This is a genomic window from Dellaglioa sp. CoH-56-MRSF-10 (assembly GCF_056782175.1).
Genome location: NZ_JBXAYF010000001.1, coordinates 245,729 through 272,661, shown reverse-complemented (window position 1 = coordinate 272,661; position 26,933 = coordinate 245,729). Strand labels below are relative to the sequence as shown.

At 33.8% G+C, this 26,933-nt stretch carries 22 protein-coding genes and 1 pseudogene; 9 read left to right on the top strand and 14 right to left on the bottom strand.

The window, feature by feature from the left end; translation table 11 throughout:
• Positions 1-3: 3 nt before the first annotated feature.
• The 3 genes from AC1RP4_RS01255 to AC1RP4_RS01245 all read right to left on the bottom strand — a co-directional run bounded on the left by AC1RP4_RS01255 (position 4) and on the right by AC1RP4_RS01245 (position 3,591).
• Positions 4-756, bottom strand: a complete 753-nt coding sequence (locus AC1RP4_RS01255; protein ID WP_481760938.1) for a YibE/F family protein — start codon at positions 754-756, stop codon at positions 4-6.
• On the bottom strand, positions 753-1,856 hold the full coding sequence (locus AC1RP4_RS01250) for a YibE/F family protein (RefSeq protein ID WP_481760939.1): 1,104 nt from the start codon (positions 1,854-1,856) through the stop codon (positions 753-755). The genes AC1RP4_RS01255 and AC1RP4_RS01250 overlap by 4 nt, the downstream gene beginning before the upstream one ends.
• 133 nt (positions 1,857-1,989) lie before the next feature.
• A complete protein-coding gene (locus tag AC1RP4_RS01245; protein WP_481760940.1) occupies positions 1,990-3,591 on the bottom strand; it encodes a peptide ABC transporter substrate-binding protein in 1,602 nt (533 codons plus the stop codon).
• A gap of 154 nt (positions 3,592-3,745) precedes the next feature.
• Here AC1RP4_RS01245 and AC1RP4_RS01240 point away from each other — a divergent pair, with 154 nt between their 5' ends.
• The gene (locus tag AC1RP4_RS01240; protein ID WP_481760941.1) at positions 3,746-6,169 is read left to right on the top strand and encodes a Xaa-Pro dipeptidyl-peptidase; all 2,424 of its coding nucleotides are present in this window, start codon (positions 3,746-3,748) and stop codon (positions 6,167-6,169) included.
• 52 nt (positions 6,170-6,221) lie between these two features.
• Here AC1RP4_RS01240 and AC1RP4_RS01235 read toward each other — a convergent pair whose 3' ends face one another.
• Together AC1RP4_RS01235 and AC1RP4_RS01230 are read right to left on the bottom strand one after the other, a co-directional pair.
• Positions 6,222-6,746 carry a biotin transporter BioY gene (locus AC1RP4_RS01235; RefSeq protein WP_481760942.1) on the bottom strand — a complete coding sequence of 175 codons (525 nt, stop codon included), beginning with the start codon at positions 6,744-6,746 and terminating at the stop codon, positions 6,222-6,224.
• Positions 6,733-7,725 (bottom strand): biotin--[acetyl-CoA-carboxylase] ligase, encoded by a 993-nt coding sequence (locus tag AC1RP4_RS01230; RefSeq protein ID WP_481760943.1) that lies wholly within the window; start codon positions 7,723-7,725, stop codon positions 6,733-6,735. Before AC1RP4_RS01230 ends, AC1RP4_RS01235 begins: the two co-directional genes overlap by 14 nt.
• Before the next feature lie 165 nt (positions 7,726-7,890).
• Here AC1RP4_RS01230 and AC1RP4_RS01225 point away from each other — a divergent pair, with 165 nt between their 5' ends.
• Entirely contained in the window at positions 7,891-8,796 is a 906-nt protein-coding gene (locus tag AC1RP4_RS01225) for a proline-specific peptidase family protein (RefSeq protein ID WP_481760944.1), read from the top strand.
• A gap of 54 nt (positions 8,797-8,850) precedes the next feature.
• On the opposite strand, the gene AC1RP4_RS01220 is transcribed toward AC1RP4_RS01225, so the two are convergent.
• A complete protein-coding gene (locus tag AC1RP4_RS01220) occupies positions 8,851-10,878 on the bottom strand; it encodes a copper-translocating P-type ATPase (protein WP_481761140.1) in 2,028 nt (675 codons plus the stop codon).
• A gap of 205 nt (positions 10,879-11,083) precedes the next feature.
• Positions 11,084-13,077: pseudogene (locus tag AC1RP4_RS01215) on the bottom strand (PTS sugar transporter subunit IIABC).
• Positions 13,078-13,272: 195 nt separating this feature from the next.
• Here AC1RP4_RS01215 and treR point away from each other — a divergent pair.
• Positions 13,273-13,995 (top strand): trehalose operon repressor, encoded by a 723-nt coding sequence (gene treR / locus AC1RP4_RS01210; RefSeq protein ID WP_481760945.1) that lies wholly within the window; start codon positions 13,273-13,275, stop codon positions 13,993-13,995.
• Between the two features lie 17 nt (positions 13,996-14,012).
• Positions 14,013-15,659 (top strand): alpha,alpha-phosphotrehalase, encoded by a 1,647-nt coding sequence (treC, locus tag AC1RP4_RS01205; protein ID WP_481760946.1) that lies wholly within the window; start codon positions 14,013-14,015, stop codon positions 15,657-15,659.
• 62 nt (positions 15,660-15,721) lie between these two features.
• On the opposite strand, the gene AC1RP4_RS01200 is transcribed toward treC, so the two are convergent.
• Positions 15,722-17,029 (bottom strand): sialate O-acetylesterase, encoded by a 1,308-nt coding sequence (locus AC1RP4_RS01200; protein WP_481760947.1) that lies wholly within the window; start codon positions 17,027-17,029, stop codon positions 15,722-15,724.
• Between the two features lie 311 nt (positions 17,030-17,340).
• Between AC1RP4_RS01200 and AC1RP4_RS01195 the strand changes: the two genes are divergently transcribed.
• The 4 genes from AC1RP4_RS01195 to AC1RP4_RS01180 all read left to right on the top strand — a co-directional run bounded on the left by AC1RP4_RS01195 (position 17,341) and on the right by AC1RP4_RS01180 (position 20,593).
• Positions 17,341-18,666, top strand: a complete 1,326-nt coding sequence (locus AC1RP4_RS01195; RefSeq protein ID WP_481760948.1) for an MATE family efflux transporter — start codon at positions 17,341-17,343, stop codon at positions 18,664-18,666.
• Positions 18,667-18,685: 19 nt separating this feature from the next.
• Positions 18,686-19,033 (top strand): VOC family protein, encoded by a 348-nt coding sequence (locus AC1RP4_RS01190; protein WP_481760949.1) that lies wholly within the window; start codon positions 18,686-18,688, stop codon positions 19,031-19,033.
• Positions 19,034-19,185: 152 nt separating this feature from the next.
• Positions 19,186-19,842 (top strand): ABC transporter ATP-binding protein, encoded by a 657-nt coding sequence (locus tag AC1RP4_RS01185; protein ID WP_481760950.1) that lies wholly within the window; start codon positions 19,186-19,188, stop codon positions 19,840-19,842.
• On the top strand, positions 19,835-20,593 hold the full coding sequence (locus tag AC1RP4_RS01180; protein WP_481760951.1) for an ABC transporter permease: 759 nt from the start codon (positions 19,835-19,837) through the stop codon (positions 20,591-20,593). The genes AC1RP4_RS01185 and AC1RP4_RS01180 overlap by 8 nt, the downstream gene beginning before the upstream one ends.
• 63 nt (positions 20,594-20,656) lie before the next feature.
• On the opposite strand, the gene AC1RP4_RS01175 is transcribed toward AC1RP4_RS01180, so the two are convergent.
• From AC1RP4_RS01175 to AC1RP4_RS01150, 6 genes are all read right to left on the bottom strand, one after another.
• On the bottom strand, positions 20,657-21,316 hold the full coding sequence (locus AC1RP4_RS01175) for an ABC transporter ATP-binding protein (RefSeq protein ID WP_481760952.1): 660 nt from the start codon (positions 21,314-21,316) through the stop codon (positions 20,657-20,659).
• Positions 21,317-21,337: 21 nt separating this feature from the next.
• Positions 21,338-22,792, bottom strand: a complete 1,455-nt coding sequence (locus tag AC1RP4_RS01170) for an ABC transporter permease (protein ID WP_481760953.1) — start codon at positions 22,790-22,792, stop codon at positions 21,338-21,340.
• Positions 22,793-22,947: 155 nt separating this feature from the next.
• Positions 22,948-23,817 carry a DegV family protein gene (locus AC1RP4_RS01165; RefSeq protein WP_481760954.1) on the bottom strand — a complete coding sequence of 290 codons (870 nt, stop codon included), beginning with the start codon at positions 23,815-23,817 and terminating at the stop codon, positions 22,948-22,950.
• 56 nt (positions 23,818-23,873) lie between these two features.
• Complete coding sequence (gene crcB, locus AC1RP4_RS01160) at positions 23,874-24,236, bottom strand: fluoride efflux transporter CrcB (RefSeq protein WP_481760955.1); 363 nt, start codon at positions 24,234-24,236, stop codon at positions 23,874-23,876.
• On the bottom strand, positions 24,233-24,628 hold the full coding sequence (gene crcB, locus AC1RP4_RS01155) for a fluoride efflux transporter CrcB (protein ID WP_481760956.1): 396 nt from the start codon (positions 24,626-24,628) through the stop codon (positions 24,233-24,235). Before crcB (AC1RP4_RS01155) ends, crcB (AC1RP4_RS01160) begins: the two co-directional genes overlap by 4 nt.
• Before the next feature lie 108 nt (positions 24,629-24,736).
• Complete coding sequence (locus AC1RP4_RS01150; protein ID WP_481760957.1) at positions 24,737-25,825, bottom strand: DUF871 domain-containing protein; 1,089 nt, start codon at positions 25,823-25,825, stop codon at positions 24,737-24,739.
• A 337-nt stretch (positions 25,826-26,162) separates the two neighbouring features.
• Between AC1RP4_RS01150 and AC1RP4_RS01145 the strand changes: the two genes are divergently transcribed.
• Entirely contained in the window at positions 26,163-26,909 is a 747-nt protein-coding gene (locus tag AC1RP4_RS01145) for a hypothetical protein (RefSeq protein WP_481760958.1), read from the top strand.
• The last annotated feature ends 24 nt before the right edge of the window (positions 26,910-26,933 follow it).

Here is a 26,933-nt window from a genome sequence, read left to right as displayed (position 1 = left end):
CAATTATTTTTTTATTTTTAATTTTTGAATTAAAACCCATGCTGTAATTGGAACCGCTAGAATAACACCTATAATAGAAAATAAAATCATTATTAATTCTGCAACAAAAATTTTATCATTTATAATATCTGCGAATGTAGCATGCGTCTGTACTAATAAAATAAATAGCGCTAAAAAGCCACCAAAGAAACCAAAAAATAGTGTATTAAACGTTGTTCCAATAATATGTTTACCAATACTAATACCAGCTGCGTATAACTTTTTTAAATCAATTGTTGGTGTTTGTTCAATAATCTCATTTAAGCCAGCCGAAATTGCAATCGCACCTTCAGCAATTGCGCCTAAAGTACTAAAAATAGCTGTTGAAATCGCTATTTGCATAAAATTAGCGCCTACTAATAACGAAAATGCTTCTATTTCTTCACTATCTTCTGCACCAAAACCTTGAACTGCAGCAAAATGTTCAACTGGAATAATCAAAAGAACGAGAATAACCAGAACAATTAACGAAGCATAAAAAGCAGTTTCAGTAACTTGCACATTATCATCACCAAGAAAAATCGTAATAGCTAAAATAATAATGCCATTAATTAGGGTCACTGCTACCGGCGGAAATCCTCCCGTAATTAAAATAATCGTAAAAAATAACATGATAAAATTAAAAAATAAGCTTAAAAATGAACGAACACCATTCATTCCTCCAACAATGACCATTAAGACAAATAAAATGGCACTTAACCAACCAATTGTAATCATAATGTGTCATCCCCTTTGATTAATCGACTTGCAAAAAAACTTGCGACAGGTATCGCAATGACAATCCCAATACCGCTGATTAATGTTTGGACAACTCCTAAAGCCATGGTCCATGAAAAAGTATAGCCAATTGTATTGGTCGTTCTAAAGTACAAAACGGCAAGTGGGAAAATGTCAGCAATAAAAATTAAGAATAAGACGTTAATTAATGGTCCCATAATCGATTGTCCAACCTCACGTCCAGATTTAAAAAGTTCTTTCGATGAAATAGTTGGTTGTTCTTTTTTTAATTGAAATAGTGTTGCAACGATATCTGTCGATTCATCCATGACAGCCCCTAGAGAACCTAGTAGTGTGGCAGCAAGGAATAGTTCCTTTGGCGCTTGCGTTGCATAAGATAGAGCTTCGTAATGCATCCCTTGATCATTTGTCAGTTTTAAAATAATGACACTAATGATTAACGATAAACTAGTTCCCGTCAAAGTTGCCAATAACGTGACCAGCATCTGTCGATTAAAGCCAATTACCAAACTCAAGGTCAGTACTGCAAATATTAGAGCAATACCTGCGAAAATCCAAAAGAAGTTCGTAATATTAACGAATATTTCAAATTTAATGGCTAAAAAGAAAATAATCATATTTAAGACGATACTTAATACAGCAATCATGCCACTAAACTGCATAAATCCTACCAGCATACTAACGGCAATCCAAATTAATATGGCCACGACGACATCTCGTTTGAACCCATCAATAATACCAGTTAATCCACTTTTATGAGGATTAATCGTTACAAATACTTGATCATTTTTCTGGTATTTTTGATCATTTGCGCGAGATGAAGAATATGTATTTGGTAGTCTTATTTTTTGCCCTTTATACTTACCATTCATCACAGTTCCAAATAATTTTTGTTTAGTCTGTGTATCTTTATTTTCAAATTCATCTGTTACTTTTTCAGTTTTTTCATCCTTAACCTGTGTTATTTTAACAATCGTATCTGAATACAGTGCTTGATCAAATTTAACACCTATTACGAGTATGCCACCGATAATAATCGTTAGAATTAAAATAATGTTCTTCTGAAGTAACTTTTTCATGGGTTCACACCTCATTTATTATTAATACACTTCCACCAGTTTAACATTTTACAACAAAAAAAGTCCGACCAAAGGCCAGACTTTAATCTATCTTATTTTAACTTTATAAAGCTTTGAAACAGCTAACTATTATCTACTTAATAGACATGTCACGATAAAATAATGTCGTTCCATATGGGTTAATGTGTAATCCGGATGCATCTGGGTTCAATAAGTAGGCCATTGCACCTTGGAAAACAGGTACTGTATAAGCATCTTCTTCGACCAATTGCTTTTCAGCATCAATCAAGCTATTCCAACGTTTCGTTGGATTTGTTGCAAATTCATTTTTAGACTGATCGATATCTTTTAAATATTGTGCATTTTTGTAATCGGTATTTAAATGATAAGCGCCACCATCATTAATAAAGTTAATTGGATCAGCATAATCTGGTGTCCATGTCCCATAAACGATATCAAATTGGTAAGCCGTTGTTGCTGCTAATCGCGATTTAATTGGAATATTACGTGCGTTAATTTTTAATCCAGGTAAGTTACTCTCTAACTGCGCTTGCAAGTATTCAATCACTTGTTTAGCTTCTGGCGTATCAGAACCCAATATTTCAATTGTTAAGTCCTTCTTACCGATCTCTTTAAGTCCTTTTTCCCATTCTGCTTTAGCTTCTTTTTTATTAAAAGCAAGCAAGTCTCCTGCTTCTTTACGGTAATCTTCCCCATTAATCGGATTTGACACAAATTTAGCTGGGACGATTCCATTTAATGCAGATGAACCATCATTAAGAATTTTGCTAGCTAATAATTTTTTATTAAATCCTAGCGCAATTGCTTTACGAATATGTTTATTACCAGTTGCCTCACGCTTAGTATTAAAACCTAAATAACCAATCATTGGTGTTTTACGTGTTGCGAACCCTTTTTCATTCTTATATTGTTTAACATAATCATTTGCTAACATTGAGAAATCAATCTTCCCTGTTTGATATAACTTGCCAGCAGTTGCACCATCTTTAACAACTTGAACGTCAACTTTAGCTAACTTAACTGATTTAGCGTTCCAATAACTGGTATTTTTAACATATGACCATTTGTTATTAGTTCCTTCCCAATCAGTTAATTTATAAGGACCATTCACAATCATATGTTGTGAATCCGTTGCATATTGACTACCTTGTTTTTTAACGTAAGCTTCATTTTGAGGTACAAATGGTGCACCCGTTAATACTTCTGGTAAATAGCTAATTGGTTGTGCCAGAGTAACTTCTAATGTTGTTTTATTCAGCGCTTTAACACCTAACTTATCAACGGCCATCTTGCCATTTCGGATAGCAAACCCATTTTTAATAATATCAATTCGTTGTGAATTAGGTGATGCTGTTTTAGGATTTGCTAGTTTTTGCCAAGCGTAAACAAAGTCATTTGCTGTAACAGGAGTCCCATTTGACCAGTTCTCAGCTCTTAATTTATAGGTGTAAACTGTTTTTGCTTTGTTAACCGTCACACTTTTTGCTGCAGCTAACACTGGTTTATTTTTTTGATTATACGTATACAATCCTTCATAAACGTTTTGTATTGCTTCAACACTAAATGTATCACTGTATTTAGTAGAATCTAAAGTGCCTAATTGATCAGTTACAGCCACTTTTAATATGTTATCGTCTTTCGTCGCTGTTTTTGAACAAGCAGCTAGCACCCCTATAAACATGATACTTAAAACTACCGCAATTTTCCTTCTCACTTTAGACACTCTCCTTTTTTAGTTACCTTAATGTGATTAACTTTACCTAGTTACTTATTTTTTGTCAATAAAGACGTATCATTTCAACCAACTTTACATTTAAGCTATACTTAACCCAGTGTCTTACTCAATTCTGAAAGGAAGTTTTTGACTTATGAAAAATAATCAATTTGCTAACTATACACCTACTTTTGAGACACAAATAAAAGAACTTAAAGCTATTAATTTGTATATAGCCTCCGAAACCAATCCTACACATTTATTTGAACAATTACTCAATAAAATTCTCATCGACTATCAAACAATCGGTGCGAAACAACAAAAAATGATGTCCTTATTAGCGACAGAATCCATTTCTGTTTATGAATTTTTTACTACAAAAAAGGAATTAACACCTGTTATCTTTTATAATGTTGCATTACAGTTACTAGAATTTGAAGTCGATGTCGATTTCAAAATTGATGACCCATTTACGGCAATGGCTAAAATTCAGTTACCTTCTATTGAAATTATTGAATCCGTTAATGATTTTTGGTCCGCATGGTATCTCTTACTGACAACACATACCAAAAATGGCCAAGTCTTCACAGATACACTAGCAAATAAAGGGTACTTTGTTTCATTTTATAAAGATGCGAAACCTTTATTTTTCAATGGAAAAGCGCAACCTGTTTTTGATACAACTAAACTGATTCGTGAAGTCGTCTACGTTGAAGCCCCATTAGATACTGACCAAGATGGTCAACGTGATTTATTAAAAACAGAAATTTTAAGACCACTAGTTACATCCGGACTAAAAGTACCTATTCTTTATACAGCAAGTCCTTACAATCAAGGCACAAATGATGATTCTGAATTAATGCGCAACGTTGATATCCCGCTTACCGAAAAACCAGTTACTGAATTAACTGAATCTGATATCACCTATAACTATCAGAAATCCAACTTACCCGAACCACGATCAATCCTCTCAGAATCAACAGAAACTGAGCAAACCTTTAGCCGTGAATCTTCGTATACATTCAACGATTACATGCTAGCTAGAGGATTTGCAATCGTCTATGCAGCTGGTATTGGTACTCGAGAATCAGATGGTATTCGTACTTGTGGGAGTGTTGAAGAAACGGTATCAACCGTCGCCATTATTGAATGGCTAACGGGACATCGGCAAGCATTCACAAATAAACTCGATAATCGATCAATTAAAGCCACTTGGAGTAATGGTAACGTTGCTATGACTGGTAAATCTTACCTTGGTACGCTTGCTACTGCAGCTGCAACAACTGGTGTATCCGGCTTAAAAACAATCATTTCTGAAGCCGCTATTTCAAGTTGGTATGATTATTATCGTGAAAATGGACTAGTCGTCGCGCCTGAAGCTTGCCAAGGTGAAGATGCAGATGTTTTAGCTGCGCTTTGTTTAAGTCGCCAAAAAGATGCCGCCGACTACGCTAATATTCAAGACTACTTTGACAAAGTTATGAATCGATTATCTATAGGACAAGACCGTGCATCTGGTAATTACAATAAATTTTGGGATGAACGTAATTATTTAAACCAAACTAAAAATATCAAAGCAAATATTGTTATGGTCCATGGTTTAAATGATTGGAACGTCAAACCTCGCCAAGTTGAACAACTTTGGCAAGCATTACGTCCTTTACCTATTGTTAAAAAATTATTCTTACACCAAGGTAAACATATCTATATCAATAACTTTCGCTCATTAGATTTCACTGATATGATGAATTTATGGTTATCAAATCAACTTTATAATATCGAAAATGGTGCTGAGACACTTATTCCCAATGTCACCATACAAGATAACCTAGAAGCTGAAACGTGGCACACTTATGATGATTGGGCAGACCCGGATTCTCCTACCCAATCCTATCATTTCCAACAAAATAAATTAACACAATCAGTCACATCAGATGCTCACCAATTTGCTACTTTCAAAGATAACTTACCAACTGACCTTTTTAACAACTACGTCAGAGATAATCATCTTTGGAATCAAGCTTTAGTTTCAACTAAAGAAACAGAAATGGCTAAAAATAGAATCCAATTAATCTCAGAACCATTAACAGAACCGCTGTTTATTTCCGGTTCTGCTCACATAAAATTGTCTGTTGCAGCACTACAAACAAAAGGGCTCATTAGTTGCATGCTTATCGATTATGGTGAAGAAAATAGACTCACCCCCGTGCCATCCATTCTCAAACGAAAATCTTTAGATATGGGATTTCATTGGCGTGAAGATGATTTGGTTGAATTTACTAAAAATCCCACAAAAACTCCTTGGAAAATGATTTCCAAAGGTCATATCAATTTACAAAATAGGACAAATCGTTATCAAAATGATTCTGTCCTTCCAGGAACTTTCAACACAGTAGATTTTGATTTACAACCAACTGCCTATCACATTAAGGAAGGTCATCAGATTGAATTAATCATTTACGCAACAGATTTTGGGATGACTTTACGAAATAACGATTCAGATAGTTATACTATTAACTTAGCTAATTCGCGTCTTAAAATTCCTTATCAATCTGTTAGTACAGTATCATTATTCTAAATAAAAAAGAAAATCATCAAAAAAATTATTGATGATTTTCTTTTTTTATTTATCAATATCTACGTATTAAGTAATGAGACAATTCGCACACAAAAATAACTTTAATAAATCCAACAATCAAAAATGGTAAAATACCTATTAAAAATGCTTGTTGCATCGAGGTTTGTTGGTAAACCATTAACCAGATTGCTCCTAAAACTAATTGCACACTAGCACCTAATAAATTCCCCATGTACAACTGCCAACGACCATTACCATACCATTTTAAAAACAGCCCCGTTAAGATAATATAGGCTAAAAAACCAAATAAATAACCACCTGTTGGTCCAATTAAAGAAAAAAGTCCCGAATGAAATCCAGCAAAAACTGGGATTCCTATTAATCCTAATAGGAGATAAATGCCCACCGCTTTTAATCCTTCTTGAACCGGTCTCAAACTCGATAATAATCCGATAAAAATGGTTTGTAACGTTAACGGGATTGGCCCCAATGGAATGGTTAACTGGGATAAAACACCCAAAACGGCTGCTAACTCTGCTGCTATAATTAATTGTTTTAACTGTTTATTTTGTCCCATTTGTTAAGCCTTCCACATTCACCTTTGTAATTTCACCAGCCATATAAGTCGTTATTTGCCCATTTTTATCTCTCAATACCAACTGTCCATCATCTTTAATTGTTTCAACTGTACCAATAATTTCTTGATGACCACTTTTTAAAGTAACTGTCTGTCCAATAACTAGTGACCGTTTACGATAATCATTCATGAAGTCACCATTTTGGTAATTCTGATAGATTTGGATAAATTGATTGGTAATTTCAGCAATCAACTCATTCCGTGTGACATTATTCGATTCATCAATTAATGAACCCACTTTATCTTGTAACTCTGGAGATAATTTTTTAAGGTCTGTTTTAAAATCTAGCCCAATCCCTATAACTAAGCTTGTCACTTGCTGCGTTTCAAAATCTGTGACAGCCTCCGTTAAAATCCCGCAGACTTTTTTATTTTGATAATAAATATCATTCACCCACTTTATTTGTGGTTGAATTTTCAATTTATTTTCTAAAGCATAACTAACCGCCATGGCAGTTGCTGTCGTTAGCTGACCAACATCTTTGATAGGTTGATCAATTCTCAATAAATAACTGATATAAATCCCAGTCTCTTCTGGTGATTCAAATGTTCGACCAAATCGACCATATCCTGCTGTTTGACTATTGGCCACTATTAACAGTGGACCCTGTATATCGGGCTGGCTTGAACGCTCTTTCGCCAATACATTGGTAGATGTCACTTCATCAAATAATTCAATTTGCATCATGTCAGTTGTTAAATAAGATTGAATTAGTTGTGCGTTCAACTGATTACCATCATTTAGACTATATCCTTTTTGTGGAATCGTCTTAATGTCAAAACCCTGCTCTTGTAAACTCTTAATAGCCATCCAAATAGCAGTTCTCGAAACGCCAAGTTTTTCAGCCAATAGTTCTCCCGAAATAATAGTATCTTGTTGTCCAGCTAATATTTTTAGAATACTGTCTTTAGTTTTCATTTTACACCGTTAACCTTTTAATTTTATTAGTTAACATAACTTTAAGCTAACTCACTAAAATATGCAACTAACACTCTTAAAAAAATACCATCCTCACTTTCATTCTGGTAAATAATCATAAAAGTGCTATGATTAATCTATTCTTAAGAAATTAGGTGGATTAATATGGCATACGGAACGAAAATTATTACGTTAGATAATGGTTATCATCTCTGGACTCATACTGAAGGACAAGGTGATATCCAACTACTTTGTCTACATGGTGGGCCTGGTGGTACACATGAATATTACGAAAATTTTGCTGAAAAATTAGCACCTCTTGGCGTTCAGGTTTCAATGTATGACCAACTCGGTTCATGGTATTCTGATCAACCAGATTTTACTAAACAAGAAAATGTTGATAAATTTCTTAATATTGATTACTTCATTGATGAAGTTGAAGAAGTCCGTATTAAATTAGGTTTAGATAACTTCTACCTAATTGGTCAATCATGGGGTGGTGCTCTTGTTCAAGAATACGCCTTAAAATATGGTGACCATTTAAAAGGTGCTATTATCTCAAGTATGACTGATGATATTAACGAATATTTAGCAAACGTTAATGCTATTCGTGCTAAAGAATTGGATGCTGATGCGCTTGCCTACATGCAAGAATGTGAAAAAAATAACGATCTTGATAATGACCGTTACCAAGGTTATGTCGATATTTTAAATGACGGCTATGTTGATCGTAAAAAGCCAGCCCAAATTTCTCATTTAGTAAGCACAATGGCTGAACCCGTTTATAATTACTTCCAAGGTAACAATGAATTCGTTGTGACTGGTAAATTAAAAGACTGGTCTACTCGTGACCGCATTAAAAATATTACTGTCCCAACATTAATCACATTTGGCGAACATGAAACAATGCCTTTAGCAACAGCTAAAAGAATGTCAGAAACAATTCCACATGCTCGTCTTGAAACAACTCCTGAGGGTGGTCATCATCATATGATCGATAACGCTCCTGTTTACTTTGATCATTTAAGTACCTTCTTATCAGATGTTGAAAACGACAATTTTAAAGATTAAATTAAAAAATACCACCATTGATAACTACTATCAACGGTGGTATTTTTTTATCTCTTAATCGTGTAACATCATTGCATTAATTGCAACAACAATTGTACTTAACGACATCACAACTGCACCCACTAATGGACTTAAAATAAAGCCAATTGGTGCTAAAACGCCGGCAGCCAATGGTAATGCAATAATATTATAACCTGCACCCCACCAAAGATTTTGAATCATTTTCAATCTTGTGTTTCGACTTAATTTCAAAAATTTTATGATATCCATCGGATTACTTTTAACTAATATAACGTCTGCAGAGTCGACAGCAACATCCGTACCTGAACCAATTGCCATCCCTATTGTTGCACTTGCTAAACTAGGCGCATCATTAATACCGTCACCAACCATGATAACGTTATGTCCTTCGCCCTCTAACTGACTAACAATTTTAGCCTTATCTTCAGGCATTAAGTTAGCACGAACATCTACAATACCTAGTTTTGCACCAACTTTATCAGCAGCTTGTTGATTATCACCAGTTAACATAATCACTTTGATATTCATTTTTTCTAATTTTTCGACTAAACCAAATGATTCTGGTTTAATTTGATCCCCTTGAGCAACATACCCAATCACTTTTTCATTTTGAATTAAATAACTAATTGAATCTCCTTCGTTGTCAGAAGCCATTTCATCCGTTAATAACTGTTGTTTATTAACATAAGCTTCAGAAACAATTTTGAATGCATCATCGTTAATATGTCCTTCTAATCCAACACCATTAATTTGTTGTGTTTCACTTGCAGTTGGAATCTCAATTTTTAAATCTTCTGCTTTTTGAATGATTCCTTTACCCAAAGGATGTGTCGATCCACGTTCTAACGACGCCATCAATCCGATAATTTCTGATTCAGAAAACTGATCAGTAAATGTTTTATATCCGGTTACCACGAAATGACCTTCAGTTAAAGTTCCTGTTTTATCAACAAGTAATGTGTCAATTGTGTGTGCAACTTCTAGCGCATTTCTATTTTTGATTAATAAGCCATTTTTAGCTGATAAAGAAGTACTTCTCGCAACAACTAATGGAATGGCTAAACCTAAAGCATGTGGACAAGCAATCACTAGAACAGTTACAAGAATTGATAATGCCTGACTAAATGTCCCTGTAATTAACCATACAATGAATGCTAAAATACCAACAGTCATGGCAGCATAAAATAAATATCCCGCAACTTTATCAGCTAACGTTTCCGTATCTGATTTTTCTGACTGCGCTTTTGTGACTAATTTAACAACTTGAGCTAAGTAACCTGTTTCACCAGTTCCCGTTACAGTCATTTGGATTTCTCCATTACCATTAACTGATCCACCAACGACTTCATCATCTACTACTTTTTCAACTTGTTTCGATTCACCAGTTATCATAGCTTCATCGACGCTTGTTTTACCAGAAATAATTGTTCCATCAGCTGGAATCGTTTCATTTCCTTTAACTAACAGAATATCTCCAACATGAACATTTGTTAAATCAACATCTTCAATTTTTTTATTTTCTCTAACGATATGTGCTTGTTTAGGTAAGAGTTGTGCTAATTTTTGAACAGCATCTCCTGCTGACATAACAGCGTTCATTTCAATCCAATGACCTAACAACATAATGACAATTAACGTTGCTAACTCCCAGAAGAAATCCATAACATGATGACTTGGATCTACAAGATTATTCATCACAACAGCATATAAGCTATACAAGTATGCCACACTAATACCCATTGCGATTAAGGTCATCATTGCTGGCTTTTTATCTGCAAGCTCCATCTTTGCACTATCTAAAAATGTTTTACCGCCATAGAAAAATAATCCAGTACCAATAAGTGCTACAACCCAATCAGATCCAGGGAAAGTAAACTGTAAGGGTAAGTTAATCCCCATCATAGGTGTCATTAAAACAATAGGAATTGCTAAAACTAAAGAAATCCAGAATTTCAATTTTAGATTTCCCATATGCATCATGTGCCCACCCATGTTCATTTGATCGTGGTCCATTCCTTCCATATCCATGTGATCCATACTCATGTGGTCCATATTTTTCATATCCTTATGATTCATATTCATGTGATCCATTTCTTTCATATCTTTGTGATCCATTTATACCGCCTCCATTAATTTATATTTTTAGTTTACACTTGTAAACTTAGATAGTCAAATAATTTATCTGTTACAAAAAAAATGTCAAAGAGATAAATATCCCTTTGACATTTTTATATAATCACATAAACATTTTAGTTAATTTACAATTCTATGCATCTTTACCAATTGTTTTACGACGGTTAACTTCTTTTTCAGCAAGTACATCGGAATCTTTAAATCCAAAGACCCAAGTACAACCAAATGCTACGATTATTGTAACAATTGATGCAATCCAAAAGTTAATTTCGTTACTCATTCCTCCACCAAACTTTAAAGGTGTAAAGAATGAAGGGAATCCGATTAATGAACCAGTAAATCCGTACATATTAACGTTTAATAGTCCGGCTACTAATCCACCAACTGCACCACCAATATTAGCTGCTAAGAAGACACGCCCATATTTTAAGGTAATCCCATAAATAGCTGGTTCTGTAATACCACTGAATGCTGCAATAACTGCACCACCAGATAATTCTTTAATGTTAGCCATTTTTGATTTAATCATAACTGCCATTACAGCAGCACCTTGAGCTACCATTGTAATTGAAACAATTGCATTTAAGTAGCTGTAGCCTTTTGAAGCAATATCGTTTGCGATTAAAGGAACAACTGCCCAATGTAAACCAAAGATAACTAAACATTGATATAATCCACCAATAACAAAACCTGCAATTGGGTAGTTTGCTGTTAAAATTGTGTTTAAAATAATAGAAATACCTGTACTAATTAACGTAATAATAGGTCCAACAATAATGATAATAGCGGCCGAAACGATCATAACTTCTAACAATGGTACAAAAATCATTCGTAAAACTTGTGGAATAACTTTTTTGAGTCCTTTTTCAACATAATGTGCTAACCATGCTCCAGCAATAATTGGGAAAATACTGTAAGTATAGTTAACCATATGAATTGGAATCCCAAATAAGTTAGTATTTAATGACATCCCCAAAAGTTGTCCAAACACTTTTGTTCCTGTTGCAATACCAAAAAGTGAAGGATATACCAAGACACCACCAACAATAGCCATAATAATTGGATCAGATTTTAACTTCTGTGCAGCTGTGAATCCAACAATAATAGGTAAGAAATAGAATGCTGAATCTCCCATGGCTGATAAGAAAATGTAAGTCTGTGATGTGGCTTCTGTCCAACGAAAATCGACAGCCATTTGAAGTAATCCTTTTAAAATACCACTAGCAGCCAATAATCCAATTACTGGCATCATAGAACCTGTGATAACACCAATCAAAGTATTAAATCCAGCATTCAATTTTCCACGGAATGTTGTTGGTTTTTCCTCAGCTGGTGCATCATCGGCAGCATCGACCTCGCCACCTGCGTATGATGTTCCTAATTGTGCAATAACTGCATCATAGACATCAGTAACAGCTGGTCCAATAACAACTTGATATTGTCCAACAGCATGACGAACATCAATTACACCTGTTAAATTTTTAATCACTTCATCGTCTGCTTTACTTTCATCAACTAAGTAAAATCGTAACCGCGTAATACAATGGATTAAACTCTTAATATTCTCTTTACCACCGACTTGTTTGATAATGTCTGTAGCTAATTGTGTGTAATCTTTTGCCATAACTATTCCTCCCCTTTTGCAGTACCAGATCCCACTTCCGTGCCACCTTCAAAAGGTTGTGGTTCCGATAATGTTAATTTGTCTAATTTATCTTGTGTATTTGTAATTACTACCATTAAAACATTGTCTAATTGTGCTTCAGAAACTTGTGTTAAATCCATAGTCCCAAGTAATTCACCACCATGAACACGAGCACCTTTTTTAATATTAATATCAAATGGTGCACCTTTTAAATCAACCGTATCAACACCCATGTGTAATAAAATTTCAAGTCCATTATCCATCGTGAATCCGATAGCATGTTTTGTTGATGCAACCAATGTTATAGTTCCAGATACTGGACTATAAATTTCCCCTGCGGTTGGTTTAAATCCGAAGCCATCACCCATTAATTTTTGAGCAAAAACAGAATCGCTCACATTTTCTAAATCAATTAACTCCCCAGTTGCTGGTGCGTAAAACTTATCATCATTTACCTTTTGTTTTCTTTTAAAAATCGACATTGTTCTCTCCCCCATTTTTTTTAATTTATTTAACTAGATTCGCTTACAGCGATTAAGCGTTTTCAAGTTATCCTTATAATAAACCTGTCTATACAGGATGTCAACGCTTTCTTTTCTTTTAAATTAACATTTATATATACTTGTATAGACTAGAATGTTTATGTTAAAATAACCTTATCATTGGAGGTGACTATTATGACGAACCAAAATAAACATTTAGGTATTTATCAAGATCTTGTCACTAAAATCACACATAATATTTACGCATCAGGAACATTCCTACCTAGTGAAATTCAATTGAGCCATTTATACGGTACTTCTCGCGAAACAATTCGAAAGGCTCTCCAAAATTTACTAACCAATGGCTATATTCAAAAAATTCGAGGCAAAGGATCGCTTGTTTTAGATATTCAACGATTCGCTTTTCCCGTCTCAGGTATTACTTCATATGAGGAACTGAATAAGTCTCTTCAAATGAATTCGGAAACACAAGTTAGACAGTTACTTGTCACAACTATTCCTATAGAGAGTTTTGCACCTAAGTCTGTTGTTGGCGATAAAGCGACATTTATTGAACGTCTACGACTTGTTAAAAATGAACCCAGTGTTATTGATCGTGACTACATACTTTCAGATATCGTACCTGAGATACCTTTAGCAGTTGCCCAAAATTCGCTTTATGATTATTTTGAAAATAAATTAGGCTTAGAAATCAGTTATGCTATTAAAAAAATTACAGTTGAACCAGCAGATACAACTATCCAAAAATTATTAAACATTCCAAAAACAGAATCTGTTGTTGTCATAAGAAGTGAAACCTATTTACAAGATAGTCGTTTATTTCAGATTACCGAAGCTATTCACCGCTCAGATCGTTTTAGTTTTGTTGATTTTGCACGACGGACGAAGAAAATATAACTAATAGGAGAATAACGATGACATTTGAAGATAAAATTATTTATCAAATTTACCCAAAATCATTTTATGATAGTAACAATGATGGCCTGGGCGATTTACAAGGGATTATCGCTAAAATACCTTATTTAAAACAACTCAATATTGATATGATTTGGTTTAATCCTTTTTTCATATCACCACAAAATGATAATGGCTATGATATCTCAGATTATTATCATATTGATCCTAAGTTTGGTACTATGGCTGATTTTGATGAACTTGTTACCAAGCTAAAATCTGTAGGCATCGATGTCATGATGGATATGGTTTTTAACCATACATCAACTGAACATGAATGGTTCCAAAAAGCGCTAAAAGGTGATCCAAAATATATGGCTTACTATTATATTCGTGGAGCAAAACCAGATAGCTCGCTTCCAACTAATTGGGATTCTAAATTTGGTGGTCCTGCATGGGAAGCTTTCGGAAATACGGGTAAGTACTACCTTCATCTCTACGACCCAACTCAAGCAGACTTAGATTGGCATAATCCAGCAGTTCGAAAAGAAATGGCCAAGATTGTTAATTTTTGGCGCAACAAAGGTGTTAAAGGTTTCCGATTCGACGTTATCAATGTCATCGGTAAAGATGTCAATTTACTTGATGCACCTTATGGTACTGATAGTAGACTTATGTATACAGATAAAAAAATAGTTCATCAATATCTACAAGAACTTAACGAATCTAGTTTTGGTCAAGACCCTGATGCTGTGACCGTTGGTGAAATGTCTTCTACTTCAATCGATAATTGTATTGAATACACGTTAGGCAAAAACAACGAGTTATCAATGGTCTTTACCTTCCACCATTTAAAAGTTGACTATACCCATGGAAATAAATGGACGACGATGCCTTTTGACTTTATGAGTTTAAAAAACATTCTAAATGATTGGCAATTAGGTATGACAGCTGGTCATGGTTGGAACGCTTTATTTTGGAATAATCATGATCAGCCTCGTGCTATTAATCGTTTTGGTGATCCCGTCCATTTTCGTGAAAAATCTGCCGAAATGCTAGCGACAACTATTCATTTATTACGTGGAACGCCTTTTATTTATATGGGAGAAGAAATTGGGATGAGCGATCCTCAATATCAGCATTTATCTGATTATAATGATATTGAAACCAAAAACATTTACCCAACATTATTAGCGAAAGGACTCAGTGAAACTGAAGCCTTAGACATTATTCAAGCAAAATCTCGTGATAATAGTCGTACTCCCATGCAATGGAATAACTCTGAGTATGCAGGGTTCTCAGCTGAAAAACCATGGTTGATGCCAATGAATCAGTCTATCGTCAACGTTCAAAATGAATTAGTACGCGGCGAAATATTTAATTACTATCAACAACTAATTAAATTACGTAAGACTCTGCCAATTGTCTCTGTTGGTGATTATCAACCTCTTTTAATGGACGATACTCAAGTTTTTGCTTACCAAAGAATACTAAAAAATCAACGTTTAATTGTTTTAAATAATTTCTATGGTACAACGACAACGATTACTTTACCTGCATTTACCGGGGAAATATCAACTGTCATCAATAATTATCCAACCGATATCAAATTAGAAACAGCTATGACGTTAGCTCCATATCAGTCAGTTGCCTTTTTGATTGACTAACTAAAATAAAGCAGCCTTGCAATTTTAAATTGTAAGGCTGCTTTATTTAGAACTTATTAAGATTAATCAAAGTAGATTTTAAAAGGACTAACTGGAATATGGTTTTCGTTCCATAAGCCGGCAGAAGTTACATTTGCATATGCATACTGTAAGCCAATTGATTCTTCTTCTAATCGAATCTTGATATCATTTGTACCTAAATCAATCACTGCAGGTTTTAAAACATCCCCTGGCATGATCCATTTTAAATCAATATCATTTGTTGTTTCAAGTTGTTCACAATTTGAAAAGTTAAGACGCATTTGTTTTACATCAGCTGAAATTTCAGATAATTGTGGACTTGTTTGCATTTCATCGAATTTACCAAAATTAGAATATAATTCGATTACACGATAACCTAATTGTCTTTTACTACTTGGATGAATCTCGTTAGCTGAATCTTCATCCATAGCTGTAACTAAGTAAACCCGATTTTCTGTTGCTGCAAACTTTTGTTGTGCATCGCGAATTTCAGCCCATGAATTAGCTATCTTATGATTATATTGTGGTAACTGAATAATATAAGTTGGTAATTTATTTTGTTTAAGCGTTTTGCGCCATTCACGGATTAATTTTTTCAAAAGTAACCCATAATGTTTTGTATCTATTCCTGCATCTCGTTCACCTTGATACCAAGTTAACAATTTAAATCGGTAAGGACCCACTTGTGATAACATCGTATCGTATAAATTATCGGATTCTTCTAAACTTGGAATTTTAGTATCAACATAAGCTGCTTTTAAAGTCTCGTTATTTATTAGTGTACTTTCTGATACCCAACTTGCAGCTGAAGTCCCATTTTTAGCACATAATACAAGGCCAATTGGTGTGTATTCATCATATTGACGAACCTTCTTAGCCATATAATAGCCTAATGCTGTAACGTTACCAATATTTTCTTCATCAACAATTTGCCATGGATTTTCTTCTGTTGATTGCTTTTCAGGTATATTGATAAAACGTAAATTCATCATTGGCATTGTTTTATTATGATCAAATTCATCATCTTTAGCCATTTTGAAGTTAGCATTTGATTGTCCAGCAATCAAGAATACATCTCCAAATTGTACGTCGCGTAAAATTATTTTATCTGTTCCTGATTTAACTAGAACGGTCACAATTGTAGGTGCTAAAAATGAGATACTTTCAATTAAAAAGTATCCTGTATCATCAGCAATTCCTGTTTCAATTGTATCTTCGCTACCGCCCATTGAAATCGTTACAGTTACTTCTTGATTGGGTTCTGCATAACCAAAAAAACGTGTTGTCTGATCTTGTTGCATAACCATATGATTAGTAAATAGTGGTGCTAATCGCAATGTTGTTGCCACTGTTAAACCCTTCTTTCTAGTCGCTGTCCATTAAGTATCCTTTACAATTATAACATAAGATAAGCCTCTATCGACTTTTTATCAAATGGATTAGTCAGCTACTTTGACTATTATTTAGTTGTTTGTCCTAGCTATTTTGAATAATAGTTGCTAGAATAAAGACAGTCAAAACAGTGTAAAATCGCCGGGTTTTACAAAAATAATAGTTATCACATCCAAGAGGCCATTTTTTAATGAAGGATGTTGGTACCTATTTTTTATTGTCCATTATTATAAGATTATAAAAAATAGGTACCGATAAGGAGCTCAAAATGAATAATCAAACGGTTTCTATCCGTCGTGAACTTTCAGGTTACGTCACACGGAACGTTTTAAGTACTTTAGGTTTATCTGTGTATCTTCTGGCAGATACATATTTCATTGCTAATGCGGTTGGAACAACTGGTTTAGCGGCTTTAAATATTGTATTACCCCTCTTTAATTTATTAAATGGCGTCGGGTTGTTACTCGGAATTGGTGGTGCAACTTTATTTTCTATTTTAAAGATTAAGGATCAAAAAGCGAGTCAAAAAATTTTCACACAGGTTTTAATTGTTGGGATTATTTTCGGCCTAGCTTTCTCAGTCTTAGGCTTTTTATTCATGAAACCTTTACTCTATTTTTTAGGTGCAAACGCAGGAACTTACAAATTAGCTGCTGAATACCTAACTTATATTTTGCTAGCTGCACCATTCTTTGCTTGTAATTATCTCGTTTTAAGTTTCATTCGAAACGATAATAATCCACATTTATCGATGGTTGCCATGTTAGTATCTAGTTTATTCAATATCATTTTTGATTATATTTTTATGTACCCATTACATCTTGGTATGGGTGGTGCTGCAATGGCAACTGCTGTTTCTCCAATTGTTGCTTTAGCTATATTAACCTTCCATCGTAAAAAGGAAGGACGTCTTTTAACGCTCCAACGAACGTCTATTCACTTTAAGACAATAAAAAAAGTTGTTCAATTCGGGTTCCCTGTCTTTCTAACTGAAATGAGTACAGGTGTCAGCATTTTTGCTTTCAACCTTGTCATTTTAAGTTTAGCGGGAAATACAGCTGTCGCAGCCTATGGAATTATCGCAAACATCGTCTTAGTCGCTTTATCACTTTTTAATGGTGTTGCCCAAGGAATTCAGCCTTTACTCAGTCGAGAATTTGGAATTCGGAATTGGCCAGAAGTTAAGCAAATATTACGTTTTGGGTTAATTGTTAGTTTTATTATTGGCACAATTTTATACCTTACATTGACCTTTGAAAAAGATCCTATTATTGCATTATTCAATAATAGTAACAACCAAGAGTTAATCCATTATGCTGAAATAGGCATTCCAATCTACTTCTTAAGCTTATTTGGATCATCCCTTAATGTTGTGTTTAGCATGTTTTTCTCAGCGATTGGCGAACCCAAACATGCACTTATTCTAGCTATCTTGCGCGGTTATGTCTTACTACTAGGCTTATTATTTATTTTTGCCCACTTCTTCAACTTAACTGGTGTTTGGGTTGCTTTACCCGTCACAGAATTAATCATTGTCGTCATCAGTACTGTATTCCTATTCAGTTTCTTTAATAAACAAATTAAAAAACAATAAAAAGAAGGTTTCTTATTTTATGAAAGTTAAACGTTTTGAAGCAATCACAATTCCCGTAACTGATGTCCAAAGAAGTTTACGTTTTTATCATGAAGTTTTTGATATGACTATGATTGAAAATAGTGAGTTACCTACTGTTCATTTTGGCCATCAAAAAATTATTTTTGAGCCATCAACTAATGTTATTCCAATGACACTTAGTTTCGTCGTTAGTGATTCAATGACCGCTATGGAAAATCACTTGAAAAATTATTTTGTGACTATTATCTCTGGCCCGATTGAAAAGCAAGATGTTAAAAATGCACAATCGATTACAATTTCAGATCCAGATCAGCATATAATCGAATTAATTAGTTATCAGAAATAGATTTACTAAGCTAACATCTAAGCGATGTTAGCTTTTTTACTACTATTAGGTTTTTAAATCTATATGCTTAGATTCTCTAAAATACTTTTCTTTATTCCCACAGCTAAACATGGTAATCTGAAAATGAGTTATATCAGAAAGGCGGTCCTACTATGCAACCTATTATTGATTTACAAGATATTTCACTAGAACTTAGTAACCAATCAATCTTGAACCACATCTCTTTTCAAGTAAACCCTGGAGACTTTTTAACAATCACCGGTCCATCTGGAAGCGGTAAAAGTACCGTTTTGAAATTAATCGCTGGTTTAATTTCAAGAACATCTGGTGATATTAAGTTCAATGAAAAATCAATTGACAGTTATGACCCAATCGAATATCGTCGGATTGTTTCTTATTGCTTCCAAACCCCCGTTTTATTCGGCGAAACCGTTAAAGACAATCTGGAGTTTCCTTATATCGTTCGTAAGCAAGACTTCGATGAATCTCGTGCCATTTCTGAATTAGAATCCGTAGGCTTACCCAGCAGTTATCTTCAGAAATCAATAAATGAACTATCTGGTGGCGAGAAGCAACGTGTTGCCTTAATTCGTAATTTAATCTTTTTACCCAAAATCTTACTGCTTGATGAAATCACAAGTGCTTTAGATTCAGAAAGTAAAAACATTATACACGCATTAATTAATCGTTTAAATGACTCAAATAAAATCACTATTATCGCTGTTACTCATGATGATAATGAAATAAAACTGGCTGATCAATTAATTAATATCGAGGCCGGAAAAATAACGGAGGTTAGACATGCATAATTTAGCCGTTAATAATCTTTCTCTCGTTTTCGCTTTTTCATTAGTACTTGTCTCACTAGGAATTGTATATAAAGAAAAATTAGGCCTAGCAAAAGATATTATTTATAGTGTCATTCGTGCAATTATCCAATTAGTCATCGTCGGATACATTTTAAAGTACGTCTTTAATATTAATAATATTATTCTAACTTTAGTTATGATGTTCATTGTTTTCTTTAACGCTGCGTATAGTGCACATAAAAAAAGCGCAGGAATTCCACATAGTTTTCGTATTTCGTTCATTGCCATTTTTTGTAGTACGTCCGTTACACTTGGCCTTTTACTACTAGCTGGAACGCTTAAATTTATTCCTTCACAAATTATTCCAATTACTGGTATGATTGCTAGTAATTCAATGGTTGCGATTGGTCTTTGTTACCGTAACCTTAACAGTAATTTCCGTGATCAACGCCAACAGATTTTAGAAAAACTAGCACTCGGTGCAGATCTCAAACAAGCAGCATACCCTATTATCCGTGAAAGTATCAAAACAGGGATGTCGCCTACTATTGATTCAGCTAAAACGGTTGGTATCGTTAGTTTACCTGGAATGATGTCTGGGTTAATCTTCGCCGGTGTTGATCCTGTCTTTGCGATTAAATACCAAATCATGGTCACTTTCATGTTACTTTCAGCAACAAGTATCTCATCAATTAGTGTTTGTTATCTTTCATATAAACAATTTTTTAATGATAAGAAGCAACTACGATAAATTAAATATCAATCAACTAAAATAGCCATATGTATAAGTTTTCCTTATACATATGGCTATTTCTTACTCTATAACTTGAAACTCACGGTCCTTCAATACATATTGCGTATCACACATTTTAGCAACATCTGGTTCATGCGTTACAATGATGACACATTTATCTTGTGATTTAGCTAAATCTTGAAGTAATTCAATAATTTCTTTCGTATTAACTTCATCCAAATTACCGGTCGGTTCATCAGCTACGACTAATCGTGCGTCACAACACATCGTTCTGACAACAGCGACTCGCTGTTGTTGCCCACCAGAAAGATGTTGAACGTTCTTCTTAGCCATATCCTCATCAATACCAACTTTTTTCAACATATCAAAGGCATATTGTTTATCACCAGCATGTGTTGCTCCGGTAATGTCCATCGCAGTCATTAAGTTTTCCAACGCTGACATATAAGTAAATAAATTATAGGATTGGAAGATAATCGAGACATCTTTATTTCGATAATGAGTTAATCCGATTTTATTGATTGCCTCACCTTCATATATAATTTCTCCAGATTTTGGTTTATCTAAACCAGCAATTAGTGAGAGAAATGTTGTTTTTCCTGAGCCACTACTACCGACAATTGCATATGATTTACTTCTTTCAAAAGTTAAATTAACCTTTTCAAATAAGGGGTTATCCTTATTTTCATACCAATACGCGACATCTTTAATTTCAATCATTTAATCACTCCTTTCTATTATTTATGAAATCAGAATTTTCTTGGGTTCAAGTCGTAAAATACCTAACGATGCTAACATAATCGAGATAAAGATAATTGCCAGACCCATACCACCTAATTCTGCCAAATCTTTGATACTTACAGTTGTGCTTAGATTCTTTAATTTCTCAGATTTAGTTGTCGCTGACTGCCCTGGTATACCACTTGGATCTGTTCCACCAAATTGTCCACCTTTAGTACCACTTGGCGCACCGCCTCCACCTTGCATATCATTTGAAGTTGTAGCTGTTGTAGATGTCGTTGTTTGTTGGCTTATCAATTGATCACCTACTGCATTACCAACGAATTTCCCACCAATTCCGGCAACAACTAATGACACGAGTAGAACCATAAACATTTCAACAAAGAATTGTGCAATAACTTTCCAACGTTTTTCACCTAATGATAGGAGGACACCAATTTCATAGCGACGTTCTCTAATCATTAAAATAACAATTAAGGCAAGAATGATAGTTCCTGCAACTGCGACTAATAGAACAATTTTTTGGGCAAAACTCTTAACATTATTCAATGGTGTCAGCATTGATTGATAAGTACTATCGTTTGTTGACATTGAAAATTTAGATGTGTTAATTAATTTCTTAGCTGCTTTTGTGAAAGTTTCTGACTTGGCTGGATCACTTAATGTATACACAACTGAATCGGCCGTATCTTTATACTTACTACCTTTTAAAGTATTCGCAAATGTGTAAGCTGTATAAATAGTATTTGATGGATCAGTAGCTCCTGGCCCACCCATACTTGTAGAACTAGTTGAACTAGCTTTATAAATACCGACAACTTCAACTTTATACTTCGTACCACCAGTTGATTTCATTGTAATTGTATTGCCCACAGAAATATGGTTAGTAGAAGCAAGTTCTGATTCAATCACAACGTTTTTAGTATTTAAATCACTCGAATTTAAACCACGACCTTTTGTAATTTTGGCACCACTAGTATTTAGTGCACTAGCCGTTGAACTTACACCGGAAATAGAAATATCACCCGTTGTTGCAGAAGTTGCCATTTTCTTGCCGCCCATCCCACCACTTTGACTTGAGGTCGATGTTGTTTTAATGGCATCAAATGAAGAAGCATTAGCTGTAGTTGAAGTGGTGATACTGTAACTCTTCACATTGCTTAATGCACCAACTTTTTTAGCTGTTGCGACTGTTACCCCAGCTAAGTTTAATGATGGTTTAGTGGTTTTTGAGCTTGAAGTTTTCATCTCGCTAAAAGCTTTATCTCGATTAGCTGATAATGTCACCGTTGCACCCGCACTCTTCTTCGCATCATTTGCCGCAGTTGTTGCTGCATTTTGAATAATTAATCCTGCTAAAACGAATAACATAATAGCTGACATAACTAATACAAGTAAAAAAGATCGTCCTTTTTTTGCTTTAAGATTTAATAAAGCACGTTTAAAAAAATTCATATTTATTACCTCCATATTCTCTTAAATTATTTGATAAGAATAAGCATAGCTAATAATTATGAATTATTTTTGAATATTATCAGAACATTTTCGTTTGTTATACAAAAAAAAGTTTTATTATGAATAATAATTCATAATAAAACCGTTTTCTTTATTTAATCTATTAGACTTTTCCAATCTCTCGACCAGATTAATCCTAAACATTTTTCACCTGTGTGAACACCGACAAGTGGTCCAATATAACCCGATTCAAATTTCATTTTAGGAAAACTAGTTCTCAAGTCTTGTCCCCATTCAGCTTGAAGTTCCGGATTATTCGCATCAATTAAATTAATTTGAACTGGATAATCAAGTGAACGTGTTGCTTCTGAGAATTGAGCTTTAATTTCAGAATAGGCATTTTTCATTTTGCGTTCTTTACCAATAGCAACGATTTTACCTTCTTTATCAAAAGTTAAAATCGGTTTAATTTTCAATATGTTTCCAACAAAACCTGAATGATTTGATAAACGACCGGTCCTCATTAAATGATTTAAATCATCAACAACAAAAAGAACCCGTGTTGTTTCTCTTAATTCGGCTAACTTTTCAAGTATTTCCATAACGTTTTTATCTTTATTAGCTAATGTGGCAGCCAATTGAACCATGTTACCCATCCCCGCGCAATCAATTTTCGAATCAAAAACATGCACATTGATGGCCGAAACAGATGATGCGAAAGCTTCAAGATTACCAACTAATCCACTAATACCTGATGATAAATGGATACAAATAACATCTGTATAGCCTTCAGCAGCAAGTGCCTTAAATTTTTCTTCCATTTCACCCATCGATACCTGGGAAGTTGTTGGTAAAACATCTTCTGTTTTTAATAATTGATAAAATTGAGTTGCCGTTAAATCGGCATTTTCATGATAGACATGATTTCCAAATAATACTGGGTTATTTACTACTTTAATATCTAATTGTTCAACAATCTCATCTGTAAGATAAGCTGAACTATCCGTTAATACAGCAATTTTCATTATTTCACATCCCTATTTTTACTATCCTATCACACATTATGCTCGAATACTTTAATTTAACTAACCATTTGGCGACCAATAACTAATCCTAACAGTGTCATCAAGCCACCAACAATATAACTAGCTAATAAATAAATCATGAATAACGATATTTTTTGGCTTTTAATTAATTTAACCAATTCAAAGTTATACGTTGAAAAGGTTGTAAAACCACCCATTGTTCCAGTACCAAGTAAGACTAACATCGGACTAGATAAATTAATTCCTGTTAAAAGACCTAAAATAAAACTACCTATCAGATTAATTAATAACGTTCCAACTGGAAATTGATCAGTTAGATATCGATTACTTAAATTTGTTATCCCATATCTTAACATAGCACCGATTGCAGCGCCAATCCCAACTAATAGTGTCATCATGAACGTTCACTCTCCATTCGCCAATCTCCAATCCGATTGCCTAATGAATAACCAAGTAATGTCATGGAAAGTCCACCTATAATCGTTACTAACACATAGATGAGTGCATAGCCCCATTGTTGCGTCTCTATTAACTTTACAGCTTCCAAACTATATGTTGAAAACGTTGTAAAAGCACCTATAAAACCTGTTTTTATCCCCAAAGTTAACCAATCTGGGACTTTTTCGGTTGTTTCAATATACTGAACTAAGAACGCCAAAATAAAGCACCCTACGACATTAATCATTAATGTCCCCAGTGGGAATCCATTTGGTTGAATAATCGTTAAACCAAGTAAGTACCGACTTATTCCACCAAAAAAAGCAAACAATGCAACAATTATATAATTCATTTTATGACCTTCTTATCAATTTTACATTTACTACTTCATTTTACCGAATTATCTAGTTAATACCAAATTAAAATGGACCACTAGAAATTATCTAGTGATCCATTTAGGCTAATCTTGGCTTAGTTTAAATTGACTCCATGGTTTCAAAAAATCGAGTAAGAATAATTCATCATCTATAATATGCCCAACAATATTTACACGACCATCATTTTTCATTTCTTTTAAAGCAATTTGTGTTTCACCTTTATATTGTCCATAACCTTCATTATCAATTAAGACGTCACCACGCTTAATTAATTTTGTATTATGTGCAGGAAATTCTTTATCTTTATACACAACCCGTGTCATTGTCGAACGTAAAAGATACGCTGAACGATCTCCGCGGTAACTATGAATATTATCAAATAATACTACTTTTTCAACCTCAGTAATATCATCTGCCGTTTCAATTTTAATCGTCGGATAATTGGCGTTGAATGCTTCTGATGCTGCTTTTAATTCATTTTCTGAAGCGTACGCGTTTGCGATAATCACATCATCAATTAAATCTGTCATCACCATATGTTTAACTTGTGTGGCAATATCTAAATGTCGATGATCCTCTAATGTACATAGTCCATCAGCAGTTGGCCAAGGTCCAAAAGTAGCTGACTTAGCATTAACAAAAGCTGCCGTATTTAAATTGTATTTTTTAAATTTCTCACTGCAAGCTACAAAAAAGTTATACTCTAATCCTGTGTATTCATGTGGATAAAAATTATGTGAACCTAATAAGTTCTCTCTTTTTGGTGAATAACTCATAATGTTATCCACATAGTTAGTCCCAGAACTCATATTTATTTCTATTTTTAAGTCATATGGATTGCGTGTCATTGCTGCTTCTTCTGCACCTGTAAATCCTAAATCTAATCGAACACCATATGCACCCATATCGTCAAAGAATTTTAAATCTTGATAACTAATATTTAGTTGTTCAAATAAATCAGGATTGATATCAACCATTACTTCCATACCAAGTTTATTTGCGTAAGCAACTGTCTTTTTAAATTCTGATAATACCTTATCTTTACCATCTGTCACTTGGAGTAAACTCGTAAAGACTCTTTTATACCCGTATTTACATGCCAAATCTAAATATGCTGTATCATCATTATAATTTGATCGTTCTGGATAAATTGAAATACCTAATTTTCCCATTATTATTCCTCCTAAATATTATTAAGGTCTATACCAATATTATAAAGGACATATAATGTAATTGAAAGCGCATTCCAAAAAAACTTTTGATTATTTTTAAATTTTTTCTTAATGTTAAGGTTATTTTAAGGTTCATGTTGTATATTGAACTTATCCCAAAACAACATAAATAACTAACCTTTATACTTTTTCATTTCTCCTCCAAAGTAATGAGAGAGAGAGCTAATTTATTAGCTCTACAACTTACTCCCTAGAGACTGCCTTCCCAGCAGTCTCTTTTTTGTTTCTAAATATTAAGAATCGTGCTAATATTTTAATCACGAAGGAGGTCTTAAGGATGCAAACCATTTATACGCTAATAACATTGATTTTTCTTAGTGTTATACCACTTCTTGTAGCTGCTTTTTTACTAACAGCTGTGAACAGTAATACAAAAAAACAATTATCATTAAATCAACAATTATACTTGGGTTCATTGGGTATTATTATCCATGAAGCAAGTCATGCTATAATGGCTTTTTTATTTGGATTTCACGCCATTGAAGTTAAATTAATTAAACGTCCACATCCCGAAATTGGTGATAACTCACTTGGATTCGTTCGTTATAGCTCACCTAAAAATATGCGTGGTAAAATTGGACAAGCAATGGCCGGTATTGCGCCCATCATTGGCTGTTCAATCGTAATTATTGGCCTTTTTATTCTACTGCTACCTCACTCTTTTAATCTACTATCAACAATGCTAGTTAACCAAGCATTTAATACTCAATCGTTATTTAACCTATTCACCTCGTTATTTCAATCTTGGTCATTAAGACTTATCCTGTGGTTGTTAATCACAACATCTATTACAATTGGTGGTTTTGATTTAAGCTCAGCAGATAGAAAAGGATTTGGTCTTGGATTCAGTTTATTAGCACTTTTAATCATTATCTTTTATTATTTCTTAACTCTATTTAATCACCAGACTTTAATGATGACTCTACTATCAAAATTTGCCTTATCTATTGGTCTAATTACTATTTTGATGCTGTTTTTATTACTTATTACAAATTGGCTGGTTAAAATCATCAAAAATAAATAAGACTATCTCATATTGAAATGGTCT

Bases quoted from the DNA above. Each gene is read 5' to 3' on its own strand.
- AC1RP4_RS01175 (WP_481760952.1), bottom strand. From the start codon at position 21,316: ATGATTGAAATTAAAGATGTCGCGTATTGGTATGAAAATAAGGATAAC.
- AC1RP4_RS01225 (WP_481760944.1), top strand. From the start codon at position 7,891: ATGGCATACGGAACGAAAATTATTACGTTAGATAATGGTTATCATCTC.
- AC1RP4_RS01185 (WP_481760950.1), top strand. From the start codon at position 19,186: ATGCAACCTATTATTGATTTACAAGATATTTCACTAGAACTTAGTAAC.
- AC1RP4_RS01195 (WP_481760948.1), top strand. From the start codon at position 17,341: ATGAATAATCAAACGGTTTCTATCCGTCGTGAACTTTCAGGTTACGTC.
- AC1RP4_RS01250 (WP_481760939.1), bottom strand. From the start codon at position 1,856: ATGAAAAAGTTACTTCAGAAGAACATTATTTTAATTCTAACGATTATT.
- AC1RP4_RS01235 (WP_481760942.1), bottom strand. From the start codon at position 6,746: ATGGGACAAAATAAACAGTTAAAACAATTAATTATAGCAGCAGAGTTA.
- treC (WP_481760946.1), top strand. From the start codon at position 14,013: ATGACATTTGAAGATAAAATTATTTATCAAATTTACCCAAAATCATTT.
- AC1RP4_RS01230 (WP_481760943.1), bottom strand. From the start codon at position 7,725: ATGAAAACTAAAGACAGTATTCTAAAAATATTAGCTGGACAACAAGAT.
- AC1RP4_RS01170 (WP_481760953.1), bottom strand. From the start codon at position 22,792: ATGAATTTTTTTAAACGTGCTTTATTAAATCTTAAAGCAAAAAAAGGA.
- AC1RP4_RS01240 (WP_481760941.1), top strand. From the start codon at position 3,746: ATGAAAAATAATCAATTTGCTAACTATACACCTACTTTTGAGACACAA.
- AC1RP4_RS01180 (WP_481760951.1), top strand. From the start codon at position 19,835: ATGCATAATTTAGCCGTTAATAATCTTTCTCTCGTTTTCGCTTTTTCA.
- AC1RP4_RS01255 (WP_481760938.1), bottom strand. From the start codon at position 756: ATGATTACAATTGGTTGGTTAAGTGCCATTTTATTTGTCTTAATGGTC.
- treR (WP_481760945.1), top strand. From the start codon at position 13,273: ATGACGAACCAAAATAAACATTTAGGTATTTATCAAGATCTTGTCACT.
- AC1RP4_RS01190 (WP_481760949.1), top strand. From the start codon at position 18,686: ATGAAAGTTAAACGTTTTGAAGCAATCACAATTCCCGTAACTGATGTC.
- AC1RP4_RS01165 (WP_481760954.1), bottom strand. From the start codon at position 23,817: ATGAAAATTGCTGTATTAACGGATAGTTCAGCTTATCTTACAGATGAG.
- AC1RP4_RS01145 (WP_481760958.1), top strand. From the start codon at position 26,163: ATGCAAACCATTTATACGCTAATAACATTGATTTTTCTTAGTGTTATA.
- AC1RP4_RS01220 (WP_481761140.1), bottom strand. From the start codon at position 10,878: ATGAAAAATATGGACCACATGAGTATGGATCACATGGATATGGAAGGA.
- AC1RP4_RS01150 (WP_481760957.1), bottom strand. From the start codon at position 25,825: ATGGGAAAATTAGGTATTTCAATTTATCCAGAACGATCAAATTATAAT.
- crcB (WP_481760955.1), bottom strand. From the start codon at position 24,236: ATGATGACACTATTAGTTGGGATTGGCGCTGCAATCGGTGCTATGTTA.
- crcB (WP_481760956.1), bottom strand. From the start codon at position 24,628: ATGAATTATATAATTGTTGCATTGTTTGCTTTTTTTGGTGGAATAAGT.